Source organism: Variovorax sp. W1I1, from assembly GCF_030815625.1.
Taxonomy (GTDB): domain Bacteria; phylum Pseudomonadota; class Gammaproteobacteria; order Burkholderiales; family Burkholderiaceae_C; genus Variovorax; species Variovorax paradoxus_C.
The window spans coordinates 233,225-249,400 of record NZ_JAUSWZ010000001.1 but is presented as its reverse complement, the minus strand read 5'-3'; the positions used below and the strand labels follow the sequence as shown (position 1 = coordinate 249,400).

Annotated in this window: 13 protein-coding genes; 1 reads left to right on the top strand and 12 read right to left on the bottom strand. The window is 67.7% G+C overall.

The features are described 5' to 3' along the window. Window positions 1–64 precede the first annotated feature (64 nt). From QFZ83_RS01195 to QFZ83_RS01165, 7 genes are all read right to left on the bottom strand, one after another. Window positions 65–217: a hypothetical protein gene (locus tag QFZ83_RS01195; RefSeq protein ID WP_307501625.1), complete on the bottom strand. Its 153-nt coding sequence runs from the start codon at window positions 215–217 to the stop codon at window positions 65–67. A 44-nt stretch (window positions 218–261) separates the two neighbouring features. Next, the gene (locus QFZ83_RS01190; RefSeq protein WP_013543577.1) at window positions 262–1,008 is read right to left on the bottom strand and encodes a 1-acyl-sn-glycerol-3-phosphate acyltransferase; all 747 of its coding nucleotides are present in this window, start codon (window positions 1,006–1,008) and stop codon (window positions 262–264) included. Between the two features lie 18 nt (window positions 1,009–1,026). Continuing rightward, the gene (locus QFZ83_RS01185; RefSeq protein ID WP_307501621.1) at window positions 1,027–2,310 is read right to left on the bottom strand and encodes a dihydroorotase; all 1,284 of its coding nucleotides are present in this window, start codon (window positions 2,308–2,310) and stop codon (window positions 1,027–1,029) included. Then, a complete protein-coding gene (locus tag QFZ83_RS01180) occupies window positions 2,307–3,269 on the bottom strand; it encodes an aspartate carbamoyltransferase catalytic subunit (protein ID WP_307501619.1) in 963 nt (320 codons plus the stop codon). The genes QFZ83_RS01185 and QFZ83_RS01180 overlap by 4 nt, the downstream gene beginning before the upstream one ends. After that, window positions 3,269–3,766, bottom strand: a complete 498-nt coding sequence (pyrR, locus tag QFZ83_RS01175) for a bifunctional pyr operon transcriptional regulator/uracil phosphoribosyltransferase PyrR (RefSeq protein WP_307512606.1) — start codon at window positions 3,764–3,766, stop codon at window positions 3,269–3,271. The genes QFZ83_RS01180 and pyrR overlap by 1 nt, the downstream gene beginning before the upstream one ends. Window positions 3,767–3,771: 5 nt before the next feature. Then, on the bottom strand, window positions 3,772–4,197 hold the full coding sequence (gene ruvX, locus QFZ83_RS01170; protein WP_013543581.1) for a Holliday junction resolvase RuvX: 426 nt from the start codon (window positions 4,195–4,197) through the stop codon (window positions 3,772–3,774). A 118-nt stretch (window positions 4,198–4,315) separates the two neighbouring features. Then, window positions 4,316–4,915, bottom strand: a complete 600-nt coding sequence (locus QFZ83_RS01165) for a YqgE/AlgH family protein (protein ID WP_307501614.1) — start codon at window positions 4,913–4,915, stop codon at window positions 4,316–4,318. Between QFZ83_RS01165 and QFZ83_RS01160 the strand changes: the two genes are divergently transcribed. Then, window positions 4,916–6,415, top strand: a complete 1,500-nt coding sequence (locus QFZ83_RS01160) for a deoxyribodipyrimidine photo-lyase (protein ID WP_307501611.1) — start codon at window positions 4,916–4,918, stop codon at window positions 6,413–6,415. 45 nt (window positions 6,416–6,460) lie between these two features. Here QFZ83_RS01160 and QFZ83_RS01155 read toward each other — a convergent pair whose 3' ends face one another. The 5 genes from QFZ83_RS01155 to QFZ83_RS01135 are packed head-to-tail and all read right to left on the bottom strand — an operon-like array spanning window position 6,461 to window position 16,175. After that, a complete protein-coding gene (locus QFZ83_RS01155; RefSeq protein WP_307501607.1) occupies window positions 6,461–12,463 on the bottom strand; it encodes an Hpt domain-containing protein in 6,003 nt (2,000 codons plus the stop codon). A 34-nt stretch (window positions 12,464–12,497) separates the two neighbouring features. Beyond that, entirely contained in the window at window positions 12,498–14,816 is a 2,319-nt protein-coding gene (locus tag QFZ83_RS01150) for a methyl-accepting chemotaxis protein (protein WP_306881544.1), read from the bottom strand. A gap of 42 nt (window positions 14,817–14,858) precedes the next feature. Further along, entirely contained in the window at window positions 14,859–15,392 is a 534-nt protein-coding gene (locus QFZ83_RS01145; protein ID WP_307501606.1) for a chemotaxis protein CheW, read from the bottom strand. Between the two features lie 19 nt (window positions 15,393–15,411). After that, window positions 15,412–15,777: a PleD family two-component system response regulator gene (locus tag QFZ83_RS01140; protein ID WP_013543587.1), complete on the bottom strand. Its 366-nt coding sequence runs from the start codon at window positions 15,775–15,777 to the stop codon at window positions 15,412–15,414. Further along, the gene (locus QFZ83_RS01135) at window positions 15,777–16,175 is read right to left on the bottom strand and encodes a PleD family two-component system response regulator (RefSeq protein WP_013543588.1); all 399 of its coding nucleotides are present in this window, start codon (window positions 16,173–16,175) and stop codon (window positions 15,777–15,779) included. Before QFZ83_RS01135 ends, QFZ83_RS01140 begins: the two co-directional genes overlap by 1 nt. Between the last annotated feature and the right edge of the window lies 1 nt (window position 16,176).

Below are 16,176 nucleotides of genomic sequence, written 5' to 3'. Positions count from 1 at the left end.
CACGCGCAAGGTTTGCCTTCTCCCGCAAGCACCGGCCGAACGCGCGGCCAATGTAGAGCCCTACTTAGCTCACGGAGACTTCGATCATGAAAAGCATCATCCTTTGGCTCTGCGGCGTGCCGATCATCGTGATCATCGGATTGAAGATCTTCGGCATCCTCTGACGCCCGCCCCGCGTTTTCGCTTCCTCCTCACGGCGCATCCGTGCGTCGTTCAAGCGCCCTTTCGAGGGCGCTTTTTTTGCGGCTGCCGCTCAGCGGCTCAATGTGTTTCGCGGCGCAGCTGCTGCACGTCTTCATGCAGCGACTGCGCCCAGGTGCGGCGCTCGCGGCCGTGCGAATCCTGCGGCTCGCCGAAGCGCACGATGGCCAGCAAAGGCGGCGCGCGCAGCGTGTTCCAGAGCGAGGTGAGCAGGTTGTCGTCGTCGATGTAGCGCGGCGCCTGGCTGGTTTCGCCGGTGGCGGCATCGGCGAAGCGCAGCGCGGCGGGCAGCACCGGTGCGCCGGAAGAAATCGCGGCCTGCAGCAGGTTGGCATGGAAGGGCAGCAGCCCGCGGCCGTCGCTCGTCGTTCCTTCGGGGAACACGCCGATCATGTCGCCCTCGCGCAGCGCCTCGGTCATGTGGTGCACCACGCGCAGCGCATCGCGGCGGCGTTCGCGCTCGATGTAGAGCGAGCCCGCGCCGGTCGACAGCGTGCCGATCACCGGCCAGTGCTTGACGCCCGATTTCGACACGAAGCGCACATGCCGCGCCGCATGGATGGCCGTGATGTCGAGCCACGACAGGTGGTTGCTGATGATCAGCACCGGCCCTTGGGTCGGCGCTGTGCCCTGCACCTTGAGCGTGATGCCCATGATCTCGAGCATGCGGCGCGACCATTCCTGCACGCGCGCGTTGCGCTCGGCCTGCGACATCTTCGGAAACGCAAAACGGATCGTCCACCAGCCGCCCAGCGCATGTCCGACTGCATGCAGCAACCGCCAGCAGGCCTTCAGCGAATGAAGCATGGCGCGTGGATTTCGTTCTCAGCCGTGGACGACGCGGCCCGCGACCAGCGTGTGGCGCGCACGGCCCTGCACCGGATAGCCGGCGAAGGGCGTGTGCTTGCCCTGGCTCTTGAGCTGGTCGGGTTGCACCTGCCATTCGAGCGCGGTATCGACCACGCACAGGTCGGCGACACCGCCTTCGACCAGCCGGCCGATGCCGGTGCCCGCATCGACGGTGGCCAGCAGACGCGCAGGCGCGGAGGTGATGACCTCGATGGCCCGTGCGATGCCCGCGCCGCTGCGCTCGCCCCATTGCAGCGCGAGCGGCAGCAGCAGTTCGAGGCCGGTGGCGCCGGGTTCGGCTTCGGCAAAAGGCAGCGTCTTGGCGTCGGCCTCGACGGGCGTGTGATCGGACACCAGCGCGTCGATGGTGCCGTCGGCCAGCGCGGCCGAGAGCGCGTCGCGGTCGCCCTGCTGGCGCAGCGGCGGGTTCAGGCGCGCGCGGCTGTCGAAGTAGCCGATGTCGGTGTCCGCGAGATGCAGCGAGTTGATGCTGACGTCGCAGGTCAGCGGCAGCCCCTGCGCCTTGGCCGCGCGCACCAGCGCCACGCCCGCGGCGCTGGAGATGCGGCACAGGTGCACGCGCGCGCCGGTGCTCTTCATGAGCTCGACGATGGTGAAGATGGCAATCGTCTCGGCCGACACGGGCACGCCCGAGAGGCCCAGGCGCGTGGCGAGCGGGCCGCTGGCGGCCACGCCCTTGCCGAGGTCGCGGTCCTGCGGGCGCAGCCACACGGTGTAGCCGAAGGTGCTCGCGTAGAGCAGTGCGCGCTGCAGCACTTGCGTGTCGGCCAGCGGCACGTCGGCCTGGCTGAAGCCGATGCAGCCGGCCTCGGTGAGCTCGGCCATTTCGGTGAGCACGCCGCCGGCGAGGTTGCGCGTGAGCGCGCCGAGTGGAAAGAGGCGCGCGCGCTGCAGCTTCTCGGCGCGGAACTTGAGCATTTCGACAAGGCCGGGCTCATCGAGCACGGGGTCGGTGTCGGGCGGGCACACCAGGCTGGTCACGCCGCCGGCGATGGCCGCGGCCATTTCGCTCTCCAGCATGCCTTCGTGCTCGTAGCCCGGCTCGCGCAGGCGCGCGGCGAGGTCCACGAGGCCGGGCACGACGACGCAGCCCGCGGCGTCGATGGTGCGGTCGGCCTTGAAGCCGGCCGGCGTGTTGCCAATGCCGGCGATCTTGCCGTCGGCGATGGCGATGTCGGCCTTCTTGTCGGTGCCCGAGGCGGGGTCGATGACGCGGCCGTTGGTGATGAGAGTGTTCATGCTTCGTTACCCGCCACGATGCTCATCACGGCCATGCGGACCGCGATGCCGAAAGTGACCTGCGGAAGGATCACGCTCTGCTTGCCATCGACCACGGCGGAGTCGATCTCCACGCCGCGATTGATGGGCCCCGGGTGCATCACGATCGCATCCGGTTTCGCCAGCTGCAGCTTCTCGGGCGTGAGCCCGTAGGTCTTGAAGAACTCCTGCGACGAAGGCAGCAGCGCGCCGCTCATGCGCTCGTTCTGCAGCCGCAGCATGATGATGACGTCGCAGTCCTTGATGCCTTCTTCGAGCGTGTGGCACACGCGCACGCCCATGCCGGCCATGTCGCCGGGCACGAGGGTCTTCGGGCCGACCACGCGCACTTCGGCGCAGCCGAGCGTCGTCAATGCGTGGATGTCGGAGCGCGCCACGCGCGAGTGCAGCACGTCGCCGACGATCGCGACCGTGAGGTTCGTGAAGTCTTTCTTGTAGTGGCGGATCGTGTACATGTCGAGCAGCCCCTGCGTGGGGTGCGCGTGGCGGCCGTCGCCGGCATTCACGACGTGCACATGCGGCGCGACGTGCTGCGCAATCAGGTAGGGCGCGCCCGACTCGCTGTGGCGCACCACGAACAGGTCGGCGGCCATGGCGCTCAGGTTGGCGATGGTGTCCAGCAGCGACTCGCCCTTGGTGGCCGAGGAGCGCGCGATGTCCAGGTTGATGACGTCGGCACTCAGGCGCTTGGCCGCGATCTCGAAGGTGGTGCGGGTGCGGGTGCTGTTCTCGAAGAACAGGTTGAACACGCTCTTGCCGCGCAGCAGCGGCACCTTCTTCACCTCGCGGTCGCTCACGCTCGTGAAGTTGGCGGCGGTATCGAGGATGTGCGTGACGATGTCCTTGGGCAGCCCTTCGATCGACAGCAGGTGGATGAGCTCGCCGTTCTTGTTGAGCTGCGGATTTCGCTTGTAGAGCATTACTTGCTTTCCTCCACCTTGAGGCTGAAGGCGCCATCGTCGGCGCGGGCGAGCGCGAGGAGCTGCGTGTCGGGGAGCGTGAGTTTCGCGGCCGAGAAATCGGCCGCAACGGGCAGCTCGCGGCCACCGCGGTCGACCAGCACGGCGAGCCGCACGCAGGCGGGGCGGCCGAAGTCGAACAGCTCGTTGAGCACCGCGCGGATGGTGCGGCCGGTGTAGAGCACGTCGTCGAGCAGCAGCACGTCGGTGCCGTTCACGTCGAAGGGGAGCGAGGTCTGCGCGCTGGCCGAGAGGCCGCGACGCGCGAAGTCGTCGCGGTGCATCGCCGAGGAGATGACGCCGGGCGCGCCGGGCAGGCCCAGGTCTTTCTGCAGCCGCTCGACGAGCCAGGCGCCGCCGGAGGTGATGCCGACCAGCTTGGTTTCGGGGCGCAGCAGCGCCTTCACGCCGGCCAGGAGGCCCGTGTAGAGCCCTTCGGCGTCGGGAATGGCGGAAATGGAACTCACGGGAGACTCCTCAAAAATTGCTCCAGGATGATGCAGGCCGAAGCGGCGTCGGCGTCTCTGGCGCCGGAAGACAGCGCTTCGGTCGTGCTGTAGCGCTCGTCGACTTCGAACACCTGCAGGTTGAAACGGCCGCGCAACTGGCGCGCGAACTTCTGCGCGCGGCGGGTATTCTCGTGCGGGGCGCCGTCGGGGTGGTAGGGCACGCCGATCACCAGCGCGTCGGGCTGCCATTCCTTGATGCGAGCCTCGACCTGCGCGAAGCGGGCATCGCCCTCGGCCTTGATGGTGGCCTGCGGCGTGGCCGATTGAAGCAGCCGGTTGCCGCTGGCCACGCCCGTGCGCTTCAGGCCGAAATCGAAGGCCAGGAAGGTCTGGAAATGGGGCGGGACGGGAACAGATGAGGACGCAGCACTGTCGGACATCGCCGGTCCACTCACAGGGGGCCGCCGCGCACGGCCGCCCGAAGCGGCCGGCCCGCCCCCGGCAGGGGGTTGGCGAAGCGACACGAAGTGCGCGAAGACTGGGGGCGAGCCGAGGTCATCATGCGTGTCCGGCGTCGGGCGACAGCTTCCAGGCTTCGAGGCCCAGCAGCATCAGCGCCTTGTCGTAGCGCTGCTCGATCGGGGTGTCGAAGATCACGGCCGGATCGGCGCTCACGGTGAGCCAGCTGTTCTCGGCCAGTTCCGATTCGAGCTGGCCCTCGCCCCAGGCCGAATAGCCCAGCGAAACCAGCACCTTGCGGGGGCCGGCGCCGGTGGCCAGGGCCTCCAGCACGTCCTTGGAGGTGGTCATCTCCAGGCCGCCGGGAATGGTCATGGTCGAGGCGTAGACCGATTCCTCGGGCTTCTCGGCATGAGCGAAGACCGGCTCGTGCAGCACGAAGCCGCGCTCGGTCTGCACCGGGCCGCCCTGGAAGACGGGGGAGTCGCCCAGCTCGGGGCGGGACAGGTGCAGCTCGATCTTCTCGAACAGCACCTTCAGGTTGATGTCGCTGGGTTTGTTGATCACCAGGCCGAGCGCACCGCGCTCGCTGTGTTCGCAGAGGTACACGACGCTGCGGTTGAAAGTTTTGTCTTCCATCCCGGGCATCGCTATCAAAAAGTGATGCGTGAGGTTCATCGGGGCAGAATCGGCGGCCATATGCCACCCATTTTACTGGCCGTCGACAAGACCTATCCCAAGGGGCTCATGTGGTTCCGCCGCGACCTTCGCGTGGACGACAACGCAGCGCTCTACCGCGCCCTTCGCGCCTGCCGCCAGGTGGTCTGCGTTTTCGTGTTCGACAAGGCGATCCTGGACCCCTTGCCCAGCGCCGACCGGCGGGTCGAATTCATCCGCGAATCGCTGCTGGAGCTCCAGGCTGAACTGGGCGCCCTGAGCGGCGGGCTGATCGTGCGGCACTCCCACGCGGTGCAGGAAATCCCCTCGCTCGCGAGCGACCTCGATGTGCAGGCCGTGTTCGCCAACCGCGACGACGAGCCCGATGCGCTGGAGCGCGATGCCAAGGTGCTCGGCGCGCTGGCCAACGCGGGCATCGCCTTTCACACCTACAAGGACTCGACCGTCTTCGACCGCGACGAGGTGCTGACCAAGACCGGCCAGCCCTACACCGTGTTCACGCCCTACAAGCGGGCCTGGCTCGCGAAGGTGGATTCGTTCTTTCTCAAGCCCTACCCGGTGCGCGGCCACGCCGATGCGCTGGTTCCGCCGCCGCAGGCCTACCGCGAGCCGATGCCCTCGCTGGGCGAACTCGGCTTCGAGAAGACCAACCTCTCGACGCTGGAAATTCCGACCGGCTCGCTCGGCGCCGGCGTGCTGTTCGAGGACTTCTTCGAGCGCATCGACCGCTACGACGAAGCGCGCAATTTCCCCGCGGTGCGCGGCCCCAGCTACATGGGCGTGCACCTGCGCTTCGGCACGGTGTCGATCCGCCAGGTGGCGGGCGTGGCGCACCAGCTCTCGCTGCAGGGCAATGCGGGCGCGGCGACGTGGCTGAGTGAACTGATCTGGCGCGACTTCTACTTTCAGATCCTCACGCACTTCCCGCACGTCCACAAAGACGGCGAATCGAAGAGCTTTCGCCCCGAGTACGACAAGATCCAGTGGCACCACGGCAAGCATGCCGACCAGCTCTTCGACGCCTGGTGCGAGGGCCGCACCGGCTACCCGCTGGTCGATGCGGCCATGCTGCAGATCAACCAGAGCGGCTACATGCACAACCGCCTGCGCATGGTGGTGGCAAGCTTTCTCTGCAAGGACCTGGGGCTGGACTGGCGCCGGGGCGAGCGCTACTTCGCGCTGCACCTGAACGACTTCGAGCTGGCTTCCAACAACGGCGGCTGGCAATGGGCGAGCTCCAGCGGCTGCGATGCGCAGCCCTACTTCCGCATCTTCAATCCGGTGACGCAGAGCGAGCGCTTTGACCCCGAGGGCAAGTTCATCCGCCGCTACCTGCCGCAGCTCGCGGGGCTGTCGAACGCGACGATCCACGCGCCGTGGACGGCCTCGCCGGTCGAGCTGGAGGCCGCGGGCATCAAGCTGGGCGAGACCTATCCCCTGCCCGTGGTGGACCATGCCGAGGCGCGCGAGAAGACGCTGCAGCGCTACGGCGTGGCGCGGGCCAAGGCGCTGCAGAAATAGAAAAAGGCCCCGAAGGGCCTTTCTCTGGATGAGCGCCGGAGCGCGTCAGGCGGCAGCGGCCAGCGTCGGCTCGGTCGTGTACGCACGCACCAGGCGCAGCAGTTCCTCTTCCGAGTACGGTTTGCCCAGGTAGTGGTTCACGCCCAGCGTGCGCGCGTAATCGCGGTGCTTCTCGGCGATGCGCGAGGTGATCATGATGATCGGCAGCTCGGCCAGCGCGGCATCGGCGCGGATGTTGCGGGCCAGGTCGAAGCCGTCCATGCGCGGCATTTCGATGTCCGACAGCACCACCGACGGACGCTCTTGCTGCAGCCGTTCGAGCGCCTGCAGGCCATCGGCCGCGAGCGACACGCGATAGCCTTCGCGCTGCAGCAGGCGCTGCGTTACGCGGCGCACGGTGATGGAGTCGTCCACCACCAGCACCAGCGGCACTTGCGGCGCCACCGGGGCCAGCACCGGCATCGGAACCTGCGGTGCGTCCTGGTCGGCCGTGGCCGACGCGGCGTGCGCCGGCGCCACCAGCGCGGCGGCCTGGCGCTGGCGCGCCTGTTCGCCGTGCACTGCCGCGAGCGCCACCGGGTTGTAGATCAGCGCCACCGCGCCCGAGGCCAGCACCGAGATGCCGGCGAGACCGGGCAGCCGCGCGAGCTGCGGGCCGAGGTTCTTCACCACGACTTCCTGGTTGCCCAGCACTTCGTCCACGTGCAGCGCGACGCGCTGTGCCGCGCTTCGCACGATCACGAGGGTGTTGTTCTTGGCACCGGCATGCCCGCTGCGGGCCGAGGCCTGCAACAGCGCGCCGGCCCAGTAGAACGGCACCTGTTCGCTGCCGAACGGATGGCTGTTGTGCAGATAGGCGGCCTCCAGATCGGTGCCGCTCACGCGCTGCACCAGTTCCACGAGGTTCGACGGCACGCCGATCGACACGTCGCCGGCACGCAGCATCACCACGTGCGTCACGGCGGTGGTCAGCGGCAGCACCAGCTTGAAGGTGGTGCCCTGCCCGGCCGTGCTGTGCGTTTCGATGCGGCCGCCGAGCGCCGAGATCTGCGCGCGAACCACGTCCATGCCGATGCCGCGTCCGGACAGCTCGGAGACCTGCCCGGCCGTCGAGAAGCCCGGCTTGAAGATCAGCTCGGTGGCTTCTTCGGGCGTGAGTTCCTGGTCGCTCGCCAGCAGGCCGAGTGCGCGTGCGCGCTCGGCAATGCGTTTCTGGTCGAGGCCGGCGCCGTCGTCGCGGAAGCTCACCGAGACGTCGTTGCCTTCGTGGTGCAGGTCGATGACGATGAGGCCGCTGGCTTCCTTGCCGGCCTTTTCGCGCGCCGCCGAGTCCTCGATGCCGTGCGCCACGCAGTTGCGCAGCAGATGCTCGAAGGCGGGCGTCATCCGGTCCAGCACGCCACGGTCCATTTCGATGGAGCCGCCGACGATGTCCAGGCGAACCTGCTTGCCGGTGTCCTTCGACGCCTGGCGCACCACGCGGTAGAGACGGTCGGAAATGCCTTCGAATTCCACCATGCGCGTGCGCAGCAGGCCGCGCTGCAGTTCGCGGGTCTGGCGCGCCTGGACGCTCAGGTCGTCTTCCGTGGCTTGCACCGTCTTTTGCAGCGTGCGCTGCACGGTGGCCACGTCGTTCACCGACTCGGCCATCATCCGCGTGAGTTCCTGCACGCGGGTGAAGCGGTCGAACTCGAGCGGGTCGAAGCTCTGCTGCGAATCCTTGGCTTGCGCGAGACGCGACTGCATCTGGCTTTCGGCCTGCACTTCGATGTCGCGCAGTTGCTGGCGCAGGCGGTCCAGGTTGCCCGTGAGGTCGGAGAGCGATCCGCGCAGCTGGCCGAGTTCGGCTTCGAGGCGCGAGCGCGTGATGATGACCTCGCCGGTCTGCGCGACCAGGCGGTCGAGCAGCTGGGTGCGAATGCGCACGGCCTGGCCCGATGCGGCGCGCAGGGGCGCGAGCAAGGCGGGCGCCGGGCGCGGCTGCAGCATCGTGACGGCCGGGCCGGCGGCATCTTCCGACGCATCGGCGACCGGAGCGGCTTCTTCGTCGTTCGCCGGCACGCCGCCTTCGGGCGCCACCTGAACCAGCTGGATGGCCGGCGAAGGCGCGGTGGCCGCGGCAACGAGCTGGGCCATCTCGACCTGCGTGGCATCGTCGGCCGCGCGCAGCGCGTCGAAGGTGGCCTGCAGGGCATCGAGGCGGGCCAGGAGCTTTTCGATGTCGGCCCGCTCGGCGCCCTGGGAGCCCAGGACTTCGATCTCGGACTCCATGCGGTGCGCGCGTTCGCCCAGGCGCATGGCGCCGGCCAGTCGCGCACTGCCCTTGAGCGTGTGCAGCGTGCGCAGCACCGAAGCGCGCGGCGCGCTGTCGTCGGGATGGTGCGACCACTGGCGGAGCGCTTCGCCCAGCTGGGGCAGCAGGTCGGCGGCTTCTTCCTCGAAGATCGGGAACAGGTCGGCATCGACGGCATCGGCCAGGTCGATGGCGTCTTCGGAGTCGTCCAGCGCCACGTCGGCGATGCCGTCGCTGGTGGACACGATCTGCTGGAACGGCCGGACTTCGCTGCGCACGGCGGCTTCGAGCGGCATGGGGGCTGCCGCGATGTCGCGCAGCGCCTGCAGCGTGCCTTCGGCCGGATCGCGCAGGAACCCCACGGCGAACTGATGCAGCAGGCGGCGCAGCTCGTCGGCCGCGGCGACCAGCACCACGCCCTGTTCACGCGTGCCGCTGCCCTGCATCTGCAGATGCTGCAGCGCCGATTCGAGCAGGCGCGCCATGCCCGAGAGGCTGTGGAAGCCGACGGTGGCCGAACTGCCTGCCAGCGAATGCGCCAGCGCGATGGTCGAGTCGGGCAGGCGCTCGTGCGATTCGAGCGCCCATTCGCCGACGTCGGTGGCCAGTTGCCTGGACCATTCGTCGGCTTCGTTGAGGTAGACGTTGTAGAGCGCGATGCCGATGCGCAGCGGGCCGATCACCTTGACCTGGTCTTCAGCGCTGGCGGAGGCGGAGAGTTCTTCTTCCGCGACTTCCGCAACTTCCGCGGCTTCCGTCACTTCGATGGCTTCGACCGTCTCGACGGACTCGTGTGCAGCAACAGGCTCCGGCGTTTCTTCTTCGGCCACGATGGCCTGCGGCTCGACGGGAGCTTCGACCGCAGCCACGGCCACGGGTTCGGGCTCCGGCTCAAGAGTCAGTTCCAACTCGGGCAGCGCCTCCAGCGGAGGCAGGGCCATGTCGTCGGCCTTGGGCTCGTTCGCCGGCACGGGCAGCGGATTCAGGTCCCAGGCGAAGTCCGGCAGGCTGGTGGCGGTCGGCACGGTCGCCTCGATGCCCGCTTCGGGCTCGACGGGCTTGGGCTGAGCAGCGGCCGGCTCGGCAGGCGCCTTCGCGGGCGCCAGGAAATCGAAATCGTCACCGGTGGGCAGCGCCTCCAGCGGTGCGGGCGAGGTGGGCTGCTTCGTCTCGAAATCGATGAAGTCGGTGGAGGTGAAGTCGTCGTCCGCATCAGCGGACACGGGCTTCTGCGGCTCTTCTTCGAGCGCGGGCAGTTCGGGGAACGGCTCGGGCGCGGCCTGCACCGGGAGGTCCGGCAGGAACGACAGATCGGGCAGCGGCGGCAGCTCGGGTTCGGCGGCGATGTGGCGGGCGGCCACGGCCAGTTGCTCGGCGTCGGCCACGCGCACCGGCGGCGGCACGGGCTCGCCGGCCATCAGCGCATCGGCCACGCGGCTGAACGGGCCGGCCTGCCAGGAATGCGATTCGCCCGAGGCGATGGCTTCGACCCACTGGCCGAAGTCGCGCAGGGTGCGTTCGGTGGCCGACAGCATCTCCGGCGTGGCGGGACGCTGGTCGGCCAGCCAGGTGTTGAGCACCTGCTCGAGCGACCAGGCGGCATCGCCGAAGTCGGTGAGGCCGACCATGCGCGAGCTGCCCTTGAGCGTGTGGAACGCACGGCGCAGGATGGTGAGCTCTTCGATGTCGTCCGGATGGCTGCCCAGTTCGGTGATGGCGGCCAGGCCGTTGTGCACCACCTCGCGAGCCTCGTCCAGGAAGATGTTCTGGAGGTCGTCTTCTTCCAGCTCGGTGACCTCGGTGTCGGGCAGTGCGCCCGGTCCGGTGATCTTGGAGGTCCAGCTCTCGGCCTTGCGGCTGAATTCCTCGAGCGGCGTCGGCTTGGTCTTCTTGGCAGGCGTGGCGAGCGCAGCGAGCTTCGAGGCGATCTGTGCGTCGACTTCCTCGATGCTGAGCACGGGTTCGGCCGCGGGGGCCGCAACGTCGCCTTCGTGGCTGTCGGCGGCCTGGCGGCCCATCAGCGGCTTGAGTTCGCCGGCCTCGGTGTCGAACACGAACAGGCGCTTGGCCAGCGCGGGCTGGTAGCCCAGCATGTCGATCAGGAAGCCCAGCGCGCCCAGGTTGTTGCCCAGCGCGTCGAAGCCGGCCATTTCCTCGGCGGGCGAGGTGCTGACCAGCATGGCCTCGACGTCGTCGCGCATGCGCTGCACGGTGAGCGCGGCCTGGTCGAGGCCGAGCACGGAGAACACGCCGCGCATCTGCATCAATTGCGTCGGCACGGTGCGGAGAAGCCCCTTTTCGGCGGGGCGGCGGAAGTACTGGTCGAGCGACTTCTCGAGTTCGCTCAGGTGGCTGCGCAGCTCGTCGACCACGGTGCCCATGGTCTGGCGGTCGCTCACGCGGCGGTACAGGTCTTCCATCCACGGCTCGAGCGGCTCGGAATGGCCGCCCGCGCGCACGCGTTCGATGCGGCCCGCGAGCTGCAGCGTACGGGAGGTGAGCTGCGGATCGCTCGGATCGAGGTCTTCGAGCGCGGCTTCCAGGTACAGCACCGAGGTGGCGACTTCCATCGCCAGTTCGGTGTCGGGCGGCTGGCCCGACTTGACCGAGGCCTCGACGGCATGCGACAGCGCCTCGACCATCGGCAGGCTCGGCGGATGCAGCTTCTGCAGCGATTCGCCCAGCTGCGCGAAGGTGTCGGCCACCTGGCGCGTGCGGGTGATGTCGCCGCCCGAGAGCGCCGACCACATTTCCTTGGCGGTCTCGATGCGCTTGCGGGCCTGCGTGAGCACCAGCGGATCGAAGCGGCCGAACTGCTCGACGGTGTAGTCGATGTGCTGCTCGTGGGCGACGCCCCAGGCGCTGCGCACGGTGCGCAGCGTGGCGGCCTCGTCGCGGGCGGTGGGCACGGCCTGCGCGCAGAAGAACAAAAGGTCCTGGCCGAGACGGTCGGACACGAGGCTGTCGCCGCGCGCCAGCGTGGCGTACTGCAGCAGCACGCGCGTGGCGGCGCGCTTGACGTAGGCGTCGGCGGGAATCAGGCCGAGCGACAGGGCTTCGAAGAAGCCCGCGGCGAGCGTCCAGAAGCTGGCGACGCGGGGCAGCAGCGCACCGCGTCCGAGTCCCAGGCACAGGCCCTGCAGGCGCTTGGCGGCCTCGACGTCACCGGTCTTGACCAGTTGCAGTACTTCGCGGTCGAGGCGCGAGCGCACGGCCGGGTCGTAGGCGACGGCGGCTTGCGTGAGCGCGGGCTTGACCTCGACCCAGCGCCAGGCGGTGCTCCAGAGATCGGCCGGATGGACGCGCTCGTTGCCGCCCAGTTCAAGCACATCGCGGTATTGGGGAAAGAGGGCAACCGATGACACGGACTTGCCGGCCAGCAGCGCACTGAGGAAATCGGTGACGGCGAAGCCGGCACGCTCGATCTTCAGCACGGCGCTGTCGGTGCAGCGCTGCGGTTCGGCAATGAAGCCCTGCACCGCGAATTCGATGGCGCCGAGCACCAGCGCAGGCGAGGAATGCCCCACCATCTGCAGCGCACCGACGGCCTGGTGCAGTTGCTGGCGGGCCATCTGCAGCGGGCCGCTTTCGGGCTCCGTTGCACTGCCCACGTCGCGCACGAAGCGCCGCAACGACTTGCCCACACCGTCGAGGGATTTCTGGATTTCTCCCAGCACCCAGGCCAGCGGCCCGAGGTCTTCGGTGGCCGGCAGGTTGCCGGCGATGGGGGCCGTGGCAGGGGTTTGAATCGACACGTGGTTGCTCGCCGTTCTTATCTATCTGTTGTCGTCAGGCAATCTTGAAACGGGCTACCGAGCGGCGCAGTTCTTCCGCCATCTGCGAGAGCTCGCGCACCTGCTGGGCCGTGGTCCGCGTACCTTCACCGGTCTGCTCGGTCACCGCAAAAATGTGCTGGATGTTGGCAGCCACCACGTTGGCCGAATCGGCTTCGCGGGAGGCGGATTGCGAAATCTGCTCGATCAGCTCGGCGAGGCGGCGCGACACCCGGTCAATCTCGGTCAGCGCGGTACCCGCGTTGTCGGACAGCTTGGCCCCTTCGACCACACCCTGCGTGGAGCGCTCCATGGCGCCCACCGCATCCTGCGTGTCGGTCTGAATCGCCTTCACCAGCGCCGAAATCTGGCGCGTGGCGTCTGCGGAGCGTTCGGCCAGTCGCTGAACTTCTTCCGCCACCACCGAGAAGCCTCGACCGGCTTCACCGGCGGATGCGGCTTGAATGGCGGCGTTCAGGGCCAGCACGTTCGTCTGTTCGGTAATGTCCGAGATCAGCTCGGTGATTTCGCCAATCTCCTGCGACGACTCGCCCAGACGCTTGATCCGCTTGGAGGTTTCCTGGATCTGGTCGCGGATGGAGTTCATACCGCCGATGGCGTTCTGCACGGCCTGCAGGCCCGACGATGCGGCTTGCAGCGACTGGCGCGCCACCGTGGCGGACTCTTGCGCCTGCGTGGACACGCCGTTGATTCGCTCGGCCATGGTCAGCACCGACTGGCCGGTTTCGCGAATCTCGCGCAGCTGTTCGGTCGAGGCGGCCAGCAGTTCGGTCGAGGTGTTTTCCACCTGCGACGTCGTCTGCGCCACGCGGGTTGCCGTGTTCTGCACGTTGCCCACCAGCAAACGCAGTTCTTCCACCGTGTAGTTCACCGAGTCGGCGATGGCGCCGGTGATGTCTTCCGTCACGGTCGCTTCCTGCGTCAGGTCGCCTTCGGCCACTGTCTGCAGTTCGTTCATCAGCCGAAGAATGGCGGCCTGGTTGGCGTTGTTGATGCGGCCGGCTTCTTCCGAAGTCTGCTCGGCGGCCAGACGCTCGCGTTCGGCGTTGGCGGCACGTTCGCGGCCTTCGCGCACCTGCACGAAACCGATGGCGCCGGCGAATGCCAGGGCGGCCAGCGACAGCACGAACAGCAAGACGATCGTTCCGGCGCCCAGACCCGTGCGGGCGGACAGCTTGTCCTGCAGGTCGCCCAGCGACTTACGCAGCGGCTCGCTGTCGGTCAGGATGGAAGCCTGCGCTTCGCGCGCCGCCACCAGACCCTGCAGGTTGCCCAGAATGGCGGACGCCTGCGTGCGCATCTGCTCGTAGGTCTTCAGGATGGCTTCGAGCTGCTGGCGCGTCTGCGGGTCCTTCGAACCGGGGAAGCGCTGCTGCGCATTGCCGTCGAGCAGGCCGCGGGTGGTTTCCTGGAAGGTGTTCAGGTCCTTGCCCAGCAGGAACACGGCGTCGGGGTTCACACCCTCGACCGTGAAGAATTCGTTGGTCGACTTGCCGATGCGCTGCGTCAGCATCACGAGCTGGCCGGCGGCCGAGATTTCGGGCAGCGTGGCGTTCTGCTGCATCTTCAGCGACGCGACGGTTTCCGTCATTTCGAGCAGCGTGGACGACTGCTGGTTGATGTCGCGCAAGGCGGCACCCACCTGGGTCAGGATCTGGCGCTGGGCCAGCACGGCCTTGGCGCTGGTGTCGGCACGTGCAACGAGAGGATTGATCTTGTTCATCTCCTCGTCGTACTGGTTGCCCACACGTTCGAGGCGCAGGGAATCGTCGCCGTTGGTCAAGCCTGCGACGCGACGCGAGAGGTCGTCGGCGCTGTCCTTCACTTCGACGAACGCCGAGGCGCTGCCGACAAGGGCCTGGGAGATCGACTTGGCCAGACGCTGCGACTGCATCAGCGACTGGCCGGTGGCCGCCACCTGCTGCGCGAGGCGTTCCGAGCGAAGAATGGCGGAGCCGGCCACCAGGAGCAGCAGCAACACCGTGACGGCCAGCAGGATCGCCAGGATCCGCTGCTGCTTTGCCTGGCTGGAGCCCGCCCGGCCCGCGGCCGGGACGGCATCGAGCGCCGCCGCGTCGAGCGCGTCGGGGTTCTCGCCGCCGGTCAGGCCGTCGCCGTCGGCGAAGCCGGTGGGCGCGGGCGCAACGGGAGACGAGCTTTCGCCCTTCCTCGCGATGCGCACGGTTTTCTCGTCCGGAACCTGAACCGTATCGACATCGTCGAGCGATATCGAACCGGAGCCGTCGACGCGGGCCTTGTCGTTCCCGTTGCTCACGGGCAGTAATTTCTTGAACTTGTCGGCGATCGAGCTCACGGTCGGTCCTTCAGGTGGTTGCCAGTGCTGCGTGCCAAGGCACTACGCACCAATACTCAAAAACTGGGGTTGCTGCGAAAGCGCTTGCAGGTTGACTTCCTGCCAGCGCTCTCCTGCTGCGTCGGTGTACAGATGCCCATGCCACGCAGGTGCTTCTGCGCCCGGAGCTTCGGAGGCCGTGAAGGCCTCCGCGCCCCGCAACCCCGCCAGTCGGTCGACCAGCAATGCGCAGTTGACTTCGAGCAGCTCGTTGAATGCAACGAGCCGCGATTGGATGCGCGCCGCCTCGGTGGCGGTCAGTGCGCCGGACCCGCCGGTGGCAAAGCCCGAAAGCTGGACGACGCCATAGAGGCCGCCGCGCAGGTTGGCGACGCCGAGGAACCACGGCGCCGTGTAGGGCACGGGCTGCGGCGGCGTCCAGGGAAAGATTTCGCCAGCGTGCCCCAGCGGGAAGAGGTACTTGCCCTCGCCCGCCTCGACTGCAAGCCACGTCGCGGCCACGCCTGTCGTGCGCGCAGCCTGCAGACGGCTTGCAAGCCGGGACTGGAAGGCTCTCAGTGCGTCGCGATTCGCCATGGACTCAGCCGACTCCTGCTCAGGCCAGCGCGCTGATCTTGGACATCAGATCGGCCGCGTTGACCGGCTTCACGATGTAGTCGCGTGCGCCCTGGCGCATGCCCCAGACACGATCGGTTTCCTGGTTCTTGCTGGTGCACAGGATGATCGGGATGGCCGCGTACTTCGGGTCGCGGGCGATGGCGCGCGTGAGCTGGAAGCCGTTCTGGCCGGGCATGACCACGTCCATGAGGATCAGGTCGGGCTGGTCTTCTTCCAGGCGGCGCATCGCGTCGTCGGCGTTTTCGGCCGTCTTCACGGCGAAGCCGTTCTTCTGGAGGAGGTCGGTCAGAAACACCAGTTCAGTCTTGGAGTCGTCGACGACGAGGATTTTTCGAATAGGCATTACTGCACTTCCTGTTGAACGATGCCAAACTGCTGCACGGCCTGCAGCAGCTGGTCTTTGGTGAAAGGCTTGGTCAGGTAGTCTTGCGACCCGACCATGCGGCCGCGGGCCTTGTCGAATACACCGTCTTTCGAAGACAGCATGACGACCGGAACCTTGGAGAAATGGGCGTTGCGCTTGATGATGGCGCACGTCTGGTAGCCATCGAGACGCGGCATGAGGATGTCGCAGAAAATCAGATGGGGCTTGTGGTCGTTAACCTTGGAGAGCGCATCGAAACCGTCTTCCGCCAGAAGAACCTCGTGCCCACCCTGCTTCAGAAAAATCTCGGCACTGCGCCGGATGGTGTTGCTGTCATCGATGACCAGCACCTTGTAACCTGATCCATTCGGGCCCATT

Coding starts and splice junctions, on each gene's coding strand:
- QFZ83_RS01185 (WP_307501621.1), bottom strand. CDS start 2,310: ATGAACACTCTCATCACCAACGGCCGCGTCATCGACCCCGCCTCGGGC.
- QFZ83_RS01135 (WP_013543588.1), bottom strand. CDS start 16,175: ATGGGCCCGAATGGATCAGGTTACAAGGTGCTGGTCATCGATGACAGC.
- QFZ83_RS01180 (WP_307501619.1), bottom strand. CDS start 3,269: ATGCTCTACAAGCGAAATCCGCAGCTCAACAAGAACGGCGAGCTCATC.
- QFZ83_RS01140 (WP_013543587.1), bottom strand. CDS start 15,777: ATGCCTATTCGAAAAATCCTCGTCGTCGACGACTCCAAGACTGAACTG.
- QFZ83_RS01165 (WP_307501614.1), bottom strand. CDS start 4,915: ATGGCCGCCGATTCTGCCCCGATGAACCTCACGCATCACTTTTTGATA.
- QFZ83_RS01160 (WP_307501611.1), top strand. CDS start 4,916: ATGCCACCCATTTTACTGGCCGTCGACAAGACCTATCCCAAGGGGCTC.
- QFZ83_RS01190 (WP_013543577.1), bottom strand. CDS start 1,008: ATGCTTCATTCGCTGAAGGCCTGCTGGCGGTTGCTGCATGCAGTCGGA.
- QFZ83_RS01145 (WP_307501606.1), bottom strand. CDS start 15,392: ATGGCGAATCGCGACGCACTGAGAGCCTTCCAGTCCCGGCTTGCAAGC.
- ruvX (WP_013543581.1), bottom strand. CDS start 4,197: ATGTCCGACAGTGCTGCGTCCTCATCTGTTCCCGTCCCGCCCCATTTC.